General features: G+C 44.4%; 9 protein-coding genes. 4 read left to right on the forward strand and 5 right to left on the reverse strand.

Features of this window, described 5'->3' with window-relative positions; genetic code table 11:
- Window positions 1–51 precede the first annotated feature (51 nt).
- Complete coding sequence (locus tag AHMF7616_RS24805; protein WP_115375333.1) at window positions 52–2,538, reverse strand: TonB-dependent receptor; 2,487 nt, start codon at window positions 2,536–2,538, stop codon at window positions 52–54.
- Between the two features lie 230 nt (window positions 2,539–2,768).
- Between AHMF7616_RS24805 and AHMF7616_RS24810 the strand changes: the two genes are divergently transcribed.
- Entirely contained in the window at window positions 2,769–3,404 is a 636-nt protein-coding gene (locus AHMF7616_RS24810; protein WP_115375334.1) for an alpha/beta hydrolase, read from the forward strand.
- A 116-nt stretch (window positions 3,405–3,520) separates the two neighbouring features.
- On the opposite strand, the gene AHMF7616_RS24815 is transcribed toward AHMF7616_RS24810, so the two are convergent.
- A complete protein-coding gene (locus AHMF7616_RS24815) occupies window positions 3,521–5,950 on the reverse strand; it encodes a TonB-dependent receptor (protein WP_115375335.1) in 2,430 nt (809 codons plus the stop codon).
- A 1,004-nt stretch (window positions 5,951–6,954) separates the two neighbouring features.
- On the reverse strand, window positions 6,955–8,760 hold the full coding sequence (gene typA, locus AHMF7616_RS24820) for a translational GTPase TypA (protein ID WP_115375336.1): 1,806 nt from the start codon (window positions 8,758–8,760) through the stop codon (window positions 6,955–6,957).
- A 262-nt stretch (window positions 8,761–9,022) separates the two neighbouring features.
- Between typA and msrB the strand changes: the two genes are divergently transcribed.
- The 3 genes from msrB to AHMF7616_RS24835 all read left to right on the forward strand — a co-directional run bounded on the left by msrB (window position 9,023) and on the right by AHMF7616_RS24835 (window position 10,488).
- Complete coding sequence (msrB, locus tag AHMF7616_RS24825) at window positions 9,023–9,571, forward strand: peptide-methionine (R)-S-oxide reductase MsrB (RefSeq protein WP_115375337.1); 549 nt, start codon at window positions 9,023–9,025, stop codon at window positions 9,569–9,571.
- Window positions 9,572–9,826: 255 nt separating this feature from the next.
- Entirely contained in the window at window positions 9,827–10,096 is a 270-nt protein-coding gene (locus AHMF7616_RS24830; protein ID WP_115375338.1) for a hypothetical protein, read from the forward strand.
- 5 nt (window positions 10,097–10,101) lie between these two features.
- Window positions 10,102–10,488: a hypothetical protein gene (locus tag AHMF7616_RS24835; protein WP_115375339.1), complete on the forward strand. Its 387-nt coding sequence runs from the start codon at window positions 10,102–10,104 to the stop codon at window positions 10,486–10,488.
- A gap of 30 nt (window positions 10,489–10,518) precedes the next feature.
- Here AHMF7616_RS24835 and AHMF7616_RS24840 read toward each other — a convergent pair whose 3' ends face one another.
- Both AHMF7616_RS24840 and AHMF7616_RS24845 read right to left on the reverse strand, forming a co-directional pair.
- Entirely contained in the window at window positions 10,519–11,802 is a 1,284-nt protein-coding gene (locus tag AHMF7616_RS24840; protein ID WP_115375340.1) for an erythromycin esterase family protein, read from the reverse strand.
- Window positions 11,803–12,165: 363 nt separating this feature from the next.
- The gene (locus AHMF7616_RS24845) at window positions 12,166–12,903 is read right to left on the reverse strand and encodes a DUF4197 domain-containing protein (protein WP_115375341.1); all 738 of its coding nucleotides are present in this window, start codon (window positions 12,901–12,903) and stop codon (window positions 12,166–12,168) included.
- Window positions 12,904–12,915 lie beyond the last annotated feature (12 nt).

Genomic DNA, 12,915 nt, shown 5'->3' on the forward strand with positions numbered 1-12,915 from the left:
CCTACTGGTGGTAGTAGGCTTGGCTGTTGACAATATTTTTAAATTTTTTAATTAAAACCGAAAAGATACAGTAGTCACAAACTGACGCGGTGGAATCGGGTTCACGCTGTAATTTTCGTGTACATAGTAATTCAGTTCATTCGTAATGTTGGATATTTTACCCAATATAGAGAACTGCTTGATGTTGTATCCTAAGCTTAAATCCAAGGTAGTAAATCCGGTTACCGGAACTAAACGATAATTTAGAGTTCTTTCTACTGTTCCATCAGGCTTGGGTGTTACTACGTGTGTTGTATTCCAACCAGCATTCCGTTCTCCGGTATAAAAGCCGGATATGCCTACTTTTAGGCCTTTTAACGCCGAAGTTGGAAGCGTGTAGAATAAAGTAGCATTGGCAGTGTGCGCCGGATTACTAACTAAGCGTTCTCCTTCTTTATAGCTGCCATTTTCACCGGAAGTTTGAGTATAGCGCATGAAGTTATAGCTATAACCTGCTAAAAAGTTTAATCCTTGGGTAAGGTTACCACTTAAATCAATTTCGGCCCCATCGCTGGTAGTTTGGCCGGTTAATTCTTTAATGTTTGCATCGGTGTTAATGGTAACGCCGTCGGCCAAGTATTGGGCTTGCTGGGCTAAATTATTATTAATGATGCGGTACAAAGTAAAGTTGGCCGAAAGTTTATCGTTGAAAAAGTCGTTCTTAATGCCTACTTCATATTGATCAATTATAGAAGGAGCCAGGTTTTCGTTGAAAATATCTCTGCCGGTATTAGGCGTAAAGTTGTTAGAATAGCTGGCAAAGAAGGCCGTGTTAGAAACCGGCTGGTAAACGATACCTACCCGAGGCGAGAAAGCCCGGTCGTAACGATCAGCGGCCGTAGCGTTAGGGGTTTGCGCATCGGTAGCTACATCGTAAGTTTTAGCAGCCACTGTTTTCTGATACGACCAACGCAAACCAGCTAATATTTTAAATTTCTCTGAAATTTTGATTAAGTCCTGCACGTAAGATCCAAAACGGTAAGTAGGCGTTTCGGTGCGGGTAGTATTAGTAGCCAGCGGCTCATCCGTGCGGGCTACAAACTTAGTTGGGTTGAGGATATTAATAGTATCGTATACGCCATCTTTACCCAAGGAAGCTATGTTAAAAGTGTTGGAGGTATTTAAATATCTTTCGGCATCGGTACCCACTAATAATTTGTGTTCCAAAGCTCCCGTGTTAAAGCTACCGGTTAAATTAACCTGGCCGGTATAGTAGTCTTCGGCTATTTTGGAGCGGGTTAGTTTACGGCCCCAATCTCCGTTAGCCAGCGCTTGAATCCGTTCCGTAGAGAAATAATCACGATCAAACACTTGGTTCGAGCCCATTACGCTCAACTTCCAGGAGTTGTTAATTTGGTGGTTGATATTAACGGAAGCCGTACGTTGTTCTATTTCGTTATAAGCCCAAGGCGCGTTATAAAAACTGGAGCGAGAAATAGATGTAGGAATCTTGCTATCTAATGTTCCAATGCCAAAATCCGGGGTTAAATCAGCTTTTAAATAATCGCCCTGTACTAAAATTTCGGTTTTAGCCCCTAATTTATAAAGTAAAGAAGGGTTTACGTAAAGCCGTTTAGATTCTACATTCTTGCGGTAACTCTCCGCCGTTTCGTAAGTACCAATTATCCGGAAGGCCAGGTTTTTAGAAATCGGACCGTATACATCCACAATGGGCTTCCATAAATTATAGCTACCGGCCCGGAGCGATACTTCGCCGCCGTATTCAAATTTAGGCTGTTTGGTAACCATGTTGATTACCGCGCCACCGCTTACGTTGCCGTAAAGTAAAGCCGCGCTGCCTTTCAAAACTTCTACTTTTTCTAAAGTACTGGCTTCCGGAATAGCGCCGCTGTTTACCCGGGCTCCGTTGCGCATAATATTGTTAGCGCCTAAGTTATAACCACGGGCAAAAAAAGTTTCGGAAGTAGTACCGCGGGTAGTGCCTAAACTAACGCCGTTTACGTTTTTAATAACATCGCTTAATTTAGAAGCTTGCTGGTCGGCGATTACCTGGCTGTTTACAATGGTAACGCTTTGGGGTAAATCCAGGGGCGCGATGGCAATTTTGCCCATCGTTACGGGTGTTTTGTTTTTGCTCCGGGTAGCGGTAACCATTACTTCGGTTAATTGCTGCGAGCTTTTAGGTAAGGTAAACTCCGCAGAACTAGTTTCGTTGTTGGTAACCGCAATCTGGATTTCCTGAGCCTCTAAACCAATAAAAGTAGCAACCAGCGTGTATTCGCCTTCTTTTAAATTTTTAATGTGAAATTTGCCATCTTCTGATGATACCGCCCCTTTATTACTGCCTTTTATATAAATATTCACGAATCCTACCGGGTTACCATCAGTAGAACGCACTAATCCTTTAATACCACCACTCGCTATATTTTCAGTAGCAAGTGCAAAGTTCTGCGCAGAAGTAACGAAAGGGTTGATAGTGGCAAGAGAAAGAGAGAATATACATAATAGGAGCTTAGTAGGTAGATACGAGTGGGTCATAGAATGTATGATTGTGTTTATTAAGATTAATTCTAAATTGATGCAAAGCAAACAGTTATTTAGAATCAATCCAAATTAATTTAACAATAAATTTTGAGTACCAGGAACTAAAAACATTCTGGACAAGTGGGTTTAGGCTACTATCGTAATTAACCGGACGAAATTTTAAAAAAATACCTATACTTAAACGCAAACACGCAACAGTTGCCTGTTTTTGAAATTTAACGAATATGTATACCCATCAAAAAAAATATATTACCGCTGGTAAGCCAATCGAAGAAACTAATAAAGCTATCCTCTTTATTCATGGCCGGGGCGCTTCCGCCGAGAGTATTTTAACTTTAAGCGAGCACTTGGACGTAGCAGATTTTTCGTTGTTTGCCCCGCAAGCCACTAATAACAGTTGGTACCCTTACAGTTTTATGGCCCCGGAAGTGCAAAACCAACCAGCTTTAGATTCCGCAATAGAGATATTGCAGGAACTCCTTGATAGTATTCTGGCTCAAGGAGTCAAAAGTGAAAATATTTATTTATTAGGTTTCTCGCAGGGCGCTTGCTTAACGGCCGAGTTTGCGACCCGAAATGCGCAGCGCTACGGCGGGTTAATCATTTTTACGGGCGGTTTAATCGGGCAGGAAATAAATACCAGCCGTTATACTGGTGACTTTGCCGGCACCCCGGTTCTAATAACTACCGGCGACCCCGATCCGCACGTACCCGTAAGCCGCGTAAACGAAACCATAAAAATTATGGAAGAAAAAGGCGCTAAAATAATTTCTAAAATTTATCCGCGGCGGCCACACACTATTTTGCCGGAAGAAATAGAATTTGCTAAATCGATCCTGAGTACAAATCACTCAAATTAGGGTTGTTACAGTTCTAATAGAATCTAAAATAAAAAAAGGTAGCCTGATTGCTACCTTTTTTATTCGTCGCTGGTATTATTTAAAAAGCTATTAAAAGCCTAAAAATTTAAAAAAACTTAGTTCTCCCCCTCTAAAGGTCCTTTGCCTACCTTCTTAGCTTGGTGCAGCCGGTAGTTAAGCGTTAAATTAACTTGCCGTAAACGCCCTTGCGAATTGCTTTCCGTGTAGAAATTATCGCCTTCAAAAGTAGACCGGAACCGGCGGGAGTTAAAAACATCGATTACATTGAGCGTAAGGGTGCCGTTATTTTTTAAAATATCGCGGCTTAAAGCTAAATCTAATGCCGCAATGCCTTTTTGTTTGCCTTGGGGCATTTGCTGCGGCGCCTGGTAATTACCGCGCAACTGAAAATCCGTGTTTTTCCAGAGCGTGAACCGCGAGGTTTTCCGGACGAACCAGCTGTATGTATCGCTTTGGAAATCTTCGCTTAAATTTTTACCATCAATCATGGCCCGGAAAAAGTTAAAGCTACCGTCTATTTTCCACCAGTCGAAAGGATTATACGATAAGGCAAACTCGGCTCCATATGAATCTTCCGTAGCCAGGTTTTCGGGCAAGGTACTGGAGTAACCTTGCGCATCTACCCGCCGAATACGCAAAATTTTATCGATGGTATACCGGTAGTAGATGGAGGAACTAACCGAGCCTTTGTCGAAGTACTTAATATGGCCCAACTCGTACGCATCCGTAAACTCAGGGTTTAGATCGGGGTTACCGCTGAAAAAGTTACGGTTATCGCTAAATGTCATAAACGGACTTAAATCGTTGTATTGTGGGCGGCGTACCCGGCGGCTATAACTTAATTGCAGGGCGTGTTGTTTGGGTAAATCGTAGGTAAGGTGCACGCTCGGAAACAGGTTGGCATAGCTGCGGTCGTTTACTTCGTTGGTTTTTTTGAGGGTAGTCGTTACGCCAGTCCACTCGGCCCGTAAACCGGCCTGGTAGGTAAACTTACCCGATTTATTGCCCACAATGCCGTACAGCGCATGAATATTTTCTTCGTACAAAAAGTTGTTGGTTAAACTATCCAGCGGATTCCAGGGGCCATCGGCAATTTGCTCGGTTAAAGAGTAATTGTTGGTCATGTCGCGGGAACTGCTGCGCAAACCGGCTTCCAGTTTCCCGTCTTTGCCGAAAGGCTGTACGTAATCAATCTGAGCTAATAATTGTTTTTCGGTTTCATCGTTGAGTGAGCGTTGCAGGATGTACGGCCCGTTGAAGGTATTGCCATCGGGGTTAAAGGTTTGCTGCCCGTAGTACTGATCTGATTTTTCCCAGTTATCCAGAAAGCGTAAATCCACGTTTAGCTCGTGTCCTTCGCGGGTAAAACTTTTTTTGTAACTCAAGGCGTATTCCGAGTTGGGCTCCGTTTCGGTTTCGTCCTGGGTACGATTGGTGATACTTTGTAGATTAGTGGTATTCGACAGATAATCCAGGTATTCAATATCCGAGAAACGTTTGCCTTTGCTGAGGCGGTAGGTATAAGCAGCCGTTAATACATTCTTCGGATTGAAAAAGTAATCCAATCCCGCCCGGGCACTGTTGTTTAAGCCTTTTAGCTTGCTTTCGGAACGTTGGCGGGTAATAAACGTGGAGTCGTTGCGGTACACTTCCTGGTACAAGGAGCCGCGACCGGGAGCGTTGCGGTAGGACGCGGTGTAATTCACGAAAAAATTTAAATTTTTGCGGCGGTAGTTTACGTTCGCCCCAATCCCGAAATTATCGGGGTTACCGGTAATTACATCGAAGGAGCCGTTAATGCCTTCTTTGCGTTCTTTTTTAAGCACAATGTTAATAATACCGCCCATGCCTTCGGCTTCGTAGCGGGCCGAGGGATTGGTAATGACTTCGACGCGTTCAATGCTGCTGCCCTGGAGTTGCTGCAAACCGCTCCCGCCTTTAAAACTTACTAAACCCGAAGGTTTGCCATCGATCAAAATCCGGACGCTGCCGCTACCTCGTAAACTCACGTTACCGTCGCCATCTACCGCCACGGAGGGTACGTTATTTAAAATATCGGCGGCGGTTCCGCCCTGGTTGGCTAAATCTTTCCCGACGTTAAATACTTTTTTATCTAAGCTTAACTCCATCTGGCTCCGTTCGCCTTGTACCACTACTTCCTGCAGCATTTCGGCGCTGGTTTTAATAATTAATGCACCCAAATCTACATCCTGCGCTACTACCCGCACATTCGGCATAATTCGTTCGCGGTAAGAAACCATGCTGATTTTTACATAATAAGTGCCGGGCTTCGTAGCTAAAGCAAATTTACCCGCTTCATCCGCCGACATACCGGTCACCAAACTGGAATCTGCGGACCGGTACAAGCCGACACTGCTAAACGGCACGGGTGCTTTTTGACCATCCTGCACGGTGCCCCGCACAAAAAAAGATCCATCGGGTGAGCCTTGGGCTAATGCTTGACCAGCCACCAGCAGCAATAACAGCCAGCAATTTTTTCTAATCAAAGTAAAAAATAGAATCATAAGGTAAGGGTAGCGTTAGGCAAATAAAGTTTTATAAATGTGGCTCAAGACTTTGAAGCAATTCTGAAGTTTTTACCAGAATTTAACTTTACGAGGAAAATAGATTGTATTGCCGGTTAGATTGGCGCAAAATAAAGGTTGAAAGGGATTAAACCTAAACTTGTGGTTAGCGCCTATACAAAAATTTAAAAAATCTCGCTTAAACAAGCATGAATTTTAAAAATAAATAGGAAGAAGATATTTTTCTAACTCTGTTCTTTGGAGCCTTTTCAAGCCTCCATGTGCTGGTGCTAACCAGTTCGAAAGTTCAAGTTTGCCTCGTGGCCGGCGGGCCTCGTTTGGCTCTTCCGGGCTGGTCTAAGCTCTCTTTCCTCGCTCCACTGCGGAATGCTGCGCACCGGAACCTTAGAAGGCCCTCCACAGCCAAACTGGTGTCAGTTGCGTTTAGCTAACGCTTCAATCCCTTATTAAATAAAGTATATGGACAAAATTAGGTTGAAGTAAATTCTAACTTTATGTGAATGTCCTTCAGGGAGAACCCATTTGGCTAAGTAACTAAATAGATTCCTCCTGAATGACAGAAAAAGGTTTCCTAATTTGTCCTTTTACTTGATATTATGAAAATACTTGAGTAACATCCATTTAATTGCTCTACACTTCCAAATACCGGTTCCACCAAGAAAGCCGTAGCTAAGAGAATCTGACATCAGTTTGGCTGTGGAGCACCTGCTAGGGTTCCGGTGCCGCAGGCATTCCGCAGACGGAGTCGAGGAAAGGAAGGCTAGCGAGGGCGGAAGAGCCAAACGGGGCCCGCCGGCCAGGAGGCAAACTCAGCCTTGTGAAACTAGGTAGCACCAATGACTAGAGACGGGAACCGACTCTAAAGATTAGCCGGAGAAAACGCTACTAATGCTTGATAAAAGTTACGTAGTAAGAGCTTTTCAGCAAAACAAAAAAGGGTGGCTCTTTCGGAACCACCCTTTTTTACTAAAAATTTAAAAAAATCAATCTTCTTTCCGCTCGTACCGTTTCCGGTCGTTTTCGTCAAGGTAAATTTTTCGCATCCGGATGCTCTTGGGCGTTACTTCGAGGTACTCATCTTTCTGGATGTATTCCATGGCTTCTTCCAAGGAAAACTGGATTTTAGGTACAATGCGTACGTTGTTATCCGAACCGGAAGCCCGCATGTTGGTTAACTGCTTACCTTTCTGAATGTTCACGGTTAAGTCGTTGCCGCGGCTGTGCTCGCCAATTACCTGGCCCATGTACACATCTTCGCCGGGCTCCACAAAAAATACACCCCGATCCTGTAGTTTATCAATGGAATAAGCCGTACCTGGTCCGTTTTCCATGGCGATTAAAGAACCGTTGATGCGGCCCGGAATGGTACCTTTGTAAGGCTCGTAGCTCTGGAAACGGTGGTTCATAATAGCCTCACCAGCCGTAGCAGTTAAAACGTTATTCCGTAAACCAATTAATCCGCGCGCCGGAATGTTAAATTCCAAATGCTGCAAGTCGCCTTTCGGCTCCATAATGGTTAATTCGCCTTTACGTTGGGTTACCAGCTCAATTACTTTACCCGACGATTCTTCTGGTACGTCTACTACCAAGTGCTCAATCGGTTCGTGGCGCTGATCGTCAATATCTTTAAATAATACCTGCGGCTGGCCTACCTGTAATTCATAACCTTCGCGGCGCATGGTTTCAATTAAAACCGACAAGTGCAGAATACCGCGGCCATAAACCAGGAAGGTATCTTCTTTATCCGTTTCTTCTACCCGCAAAGCCAGGTTTTTCTCCGTTTCTTTAAATAAGCGGTCGCGTAAGTGGCGCGAAGTAACAAATTTACCTTCTTTTCCAAAGAACGGCGAGTTGTTAATGGTAAACAACATGTTCATGGTAGGCTCGTCAATGGAAATGCGCTCCAATGGTTCCGGATTTTCAAAGTCAGCCAAAGTATCGCCAATGTCAAAACCTTCGATGCCGGTAATAGCGCAGATTTCGCCGGAAGAAACCGACTCTACTTTTACTTTACCTAGGCCTTCGAAAACCTGCAGTTCTTTAATTTTTACTTTTTTAATGCTGCCATCGCGCTTGCACAAGCTCATGTTGGCACCTTCATTTAAAGTACCGCGGTGAACCCGCCCAATGGCAATCCGGCCCACAAACGAAGAATAATCCAACGACGTAATCTGCATTTGCGGCGTACCTTCGCGGGTAGGGGCCGGCGGAATCACTTCGATAATGGCATCGAACAACGGTATGATATTGTCAGTTTTTTCGCGCCAATCGCGGCTCATCCAGCCTTGTTTCGAAGAACCATACAGGGTTACAAAGTCTAACTGGTCTTCGGTAGCATCCAGGTTAAACATTAAATCAAATACCTGTTCGTGTACTTCGTCGGGGCGGCAGTTTTCTTTATCTACCTTGTTTACCACCACAATCGGTTTTAAACCCAACTGAATCGCTTTGCTTAATACAAATCGGGTTTGAGGCATCGCGCCTTCAAAAGCATCCACCAGCAGCAATACGCCATCGGCCATTTTTAGAACGCGTTCCACTTCCCCGCCAAAGTCGGCGTGACCCGGGGTATCGATAATGTTAATTTTTACATCTTTATAACGCACCGACACGTTTTTAGAAACAATGGTAATACCACGTTCGCGTTCCAGATCGTTATTGTCCAGAATCAGGTCGTCGAAATGCTGGTGGGCGTCAAATATTTTAGAGGCATGAATAATTTTGTCGACGAGCGTGGTTTTGCCGTGGTCAACGTGCGCGATAATCGCGATATTTCTAATACTTTGCATCGGTAATTTTATTGAAGCCGCAAAGGTACGGATTTTTAAATGAATAATGAAGGTTGCCGGCTTTTAAGTTTCTAATTAACAAAAGGATAATTTACCAGGTTCCTGGTAATAGAGTTTAGATCAATCCGAAAGGCCAATTATTTGCGTATAATAGTGTAACCACCTAAATACTAAAATAGGACGGAGAGTGGAAGGCAAAAAGTATTTTTAAAACAAAAGCTTCCGTAACCTGCTTAAAATTAAAAATTTAAAAAATTGTAAAATGAAAGTTGTTTTATATGGCATTGCGGCGCTTTTACTCTCGGTAACAGCGTGCGCCCAACATACCGAAAAAGCCCCCGCCGGCGAAACTACCGCTGAGTCTGGACAGGCACCGGTACCCACCCAAAAAGTGAATAGTTTAAATAAAGCCGGACAGCCCGCTAAAATTAAAAAATCCAATGCCGAATGGAAAGCCATTCTAACGCCGGAACAATATTACGTAATGCGTGAAAAAGGCACCGAACGGGCTTTCAGTGGAAAATACGATCATAACGTAGACCACGGCATTTACAAATGCGCCGCCTGCGGTCTGGAATTGTTTTCTTCCGAAACCAAGTTTGATTCCGGTACCGGCTGGCCTAGTTTCTACAAACCGTTGAATAACAAAAATGTAAAAGAAAAGCGCGACATGAGCGATGGTATGATTCGCACGGAAGTATTGTGTAACCGTTGCGATGGTCACTTAGGCCACGTGTTCGACGATGGTCCCAAACCAACCGGCTTGCGCTACTGTCTTAATTCAGTTTCGTTGGCTTTCGAGAAAAAGTAGATCAGTCGATGGTCACTAGTGGACGGAGGTTTATTGGTTGATTTGTTGGATGGATTTTAAAAAATTATATAGTTAGAAGCAACGAAAGCACCTGTTAACAGCAGGTGTTTTTTTTTATTACTTGTACAGCAGAATATACGAGTACCTTTCCTTATTATCCTGTCAAACATTTCTGAGGACCATCGACTATCGGCTAAATAACAATTCCTATCCCGTGCGCGTACATCCAAGTCAGAACAAATGTGAATGTAAAAAATGGAAAATCTAACTTCCCCTACCAATAATATTGAGAATACTACGAACCTGATTATGCAGGCATTCCGGCATTTTAAGATTCAGGCCAACGATGTATTAACCTACGAGCAACTGATCCCATACCTGGAAGAACACGACGAGCACAATCATTTTAAAGACGTGCAACGCGAGGCCGAGTACCATTTAATGAAAGAAGCACACGCTACGCCGGATGCTTCGGGTTTACGTTTAACGCCGCTGGGTTATAATACTTTGCAGGACAATCAATAATTTTTATGGCAAGCACCACCAGTAACCAAACCCAATTAGGCCCTAGTTGGATCAGAATAGTTTTTCAGATGGCTTTATGTGGGGTAGTAGGTTGCTGGTTGGCCGCTTGCAGTTCGGCGCGCGAAACCAGCGAAAGTACCGAGGAGCCGATTGAAGTAGTGACGCAACCAGCTACGATCCAAACGGATGAGCAGCGTCAGCAAATTTACAATAACAGTGCGGGTGGTAATCCCAATCAGTTGCCTAAACCTAACCTGAATAACCGCGCCAGTGAAGTAAACCGCAAACGCAACATTGAGGATAACGGCACCGATAAACCGGCTTTAACCCCCAACGAAGTTAGGCCGCAGGAAATCATTCCCCGGGTAGATACCATTCCGAGAACTCCTTAAATTAAAAAAATTTTAAAAAAATAGCCTCGGCTAGGTTCCCCAAGGGTATAGTTCCGGTGGCTGATGCGCATCGCGGTAATTGTGCAGGGGATATACCGCTTCTGTTTCATCAATAAACAAGAAAGCATCGTAGCGCTCCGGCAGGCGGGAAGGAACGTAATTGCCGAAAGCTTCGAACTCGGGGTTATATACCACCCCAATAGCCCGATGACCAATGGGTTTTTGTAATTCTTCCAGTTCCCGCAATTCTTCACTGAACAGTAATTTGTCGCCGGGACCCGCGTGATGCAGGTGCGCTTCCCAACTTTTGGGTTTAGCCCGCGGTACTTCCATTTTTTGCATGGCGGCGCCCCATTGCCGGCCGGCCATTGCCGTACCCCAGTACGAACCGAAACCTACCAGAAACGCATTTTCCCGGCCGTGTTCTTCCCGGACTAACTGCCCGATGTTAACCATGCCGCTGCGGGCCATATTGGTGGCGCGCGCATCGCCAATGTGTGTGTTGTGTTCCCAAATTATGGCTTTGGCATCCGGACCGTGTAAGGTCATCAGGCGATTCAGGGTTTGCATCATGTGGCGGTCGCGCACGTTCCAGGAACTGCCGCCGCTCCGGATCATGGCGCGGTAATATTTCTCGGCATTTACGGCTACCAGGGCATTTTGCTCGGCACCAAAATTAGCTTCCCGGTCGCTGGAAAATTGCGGGGCGTTGGCGCTGATTTTTTGCAGTATTTCCAATACTTCGTTTTCGCAGCCTTTATCTACAAAAGCAATGGCTTCGGCGTAAGCCTGCGGATCGTCGCCGAAGGGTCCAAAACAGCGAAACGCTTTTTTGGCGGCTTCCACGGTAGTGCCATCATTTTGCTCCAGGTACTGCACAATTTGCTCCAGCGAATCCCAGAGGCTATAAACATCCAGGCCGTAAAACCCGGCTTTTTTATCAATAAGTTGATTTTGATTGTGTTCGCGCAGCCATTCTACCAGAGCAGCTACTTCCCAGTTACCCCACATCCAGGTGGGCCAGCGGGTAAAATTTTTTAAAACATCGTGTACGCTTGTACCCGCCTCGGGGTAGCCCTTTATAAACCGGTTTACCAGGTAACAATCCGGCCAGTCGCCTTCTACGGCAATAAAATTAAAATTTTTCTCGGTTATCAAACGTCGCGAGATGGCCGTGCGCCAGGTATAATATTCGGAAGTGCCGTGCGACGCTTTGCCTAGTAAAACAAAGCGGGCATCGCCGATAGCATCCAGTAACACATCCAGACTTTGGGTATTTTCGAGCGGGTAATACGGTAGTTTATTTTTTGCCATGATACAACCGGTTTAACTAAATCTAAATTAATTTTACCCGATTGCCCGATGGTAAGTTGTTTTGAAAGATGTATTTCTATCCAGAATAGTTAGTTATGCCGCTTCTTTCCGTATTTATAACAATTAAAACGAAGTCAGGTAAAGGTTGCTTGCACACGAAAATAGCACTGTAAAATAGCCAGAACTGATTGGTTTTTCAGTACTCAGAACTGGTCAGAAGAACTGTAAAAATCTCTTTACCCTAAGATTTGTGCCCGAATAAATAGTATTTTAAAAATGAAATAGAATTTAAAATTTGCTTAAAACAAAAACCTCCCGAGTACAGGAGGTTTTGCGGCAAAAATTTAAAAAATTAAGATCGCTCTACGATTTAGCTTGTTTGGAGAATACGCGTTTTAATAAATCCGTGGTACGGGCAACGGGGTTTTCCCGGATATTGGCTTCTTCCTGGGCTACGAGTAAAAACAAACCGTCCATCGCTTTTTTAGTCGCGTAATCGTTCAGGTTCGGGTTTACTTTCTGCGTTAACGGAATGGCATTGTAGGCGTTCATCACGTCGGAGTAATACTTGGTGGCGTAGGTTTTATCCAATGATTTCTGAATGTGCGGGGCAAAAGCGCGGTATAACTCCTCGGAGGTGGTACGACGCAGAAATTGCGTAGCCGCGTCTTTTTCGCCGGTTAAAATATTCCAGACGTCTTTAAACGTTAATTTCCGGATAGCCCCCAGAAAAATAGGTTTGGCGGTTTGGGCGGCATCTTCGGCGGCCCGGTTCAGCGACAACACAAATTTATCTACCTGGCTGCCCAAGCCCACGCTGCGTAAAGTAGATTCTACGCGTTTAACATCTTCCGGAAACGGAATGCGTATTAACTGATTACCAAAATAACCGTCTTTTTGCGAAGCCTGGGTAGCGCCTTTGGCAATACCTTGCGTTAAAGCTTCTTTTAAACCACCGGCTACTTCATCCGAAGTAAGCGGTTTTTTTTTATTTAAAGCATTGTTAATCTGACCAGAACTCGGGAGTTTAATTAATTGGCCGGAGCAGTTAAAAGAAAAAAAGGCGAAAAATAACAAAAGGTATACGGAAGTAGTTTTCATGCGAAGATTCAT

It is taken from the genome of Adhaeribacter pallidiroseus, assembly GCF_003340495.1.
In the GTDB taxonomy this organism is placed as follows: Bacteria; Bacteroidota; Bacteroidia; order Cytophagales; family Hymenobacteraceae; genus Adhaeribacter; species Adhaeribacter pallidiroseus.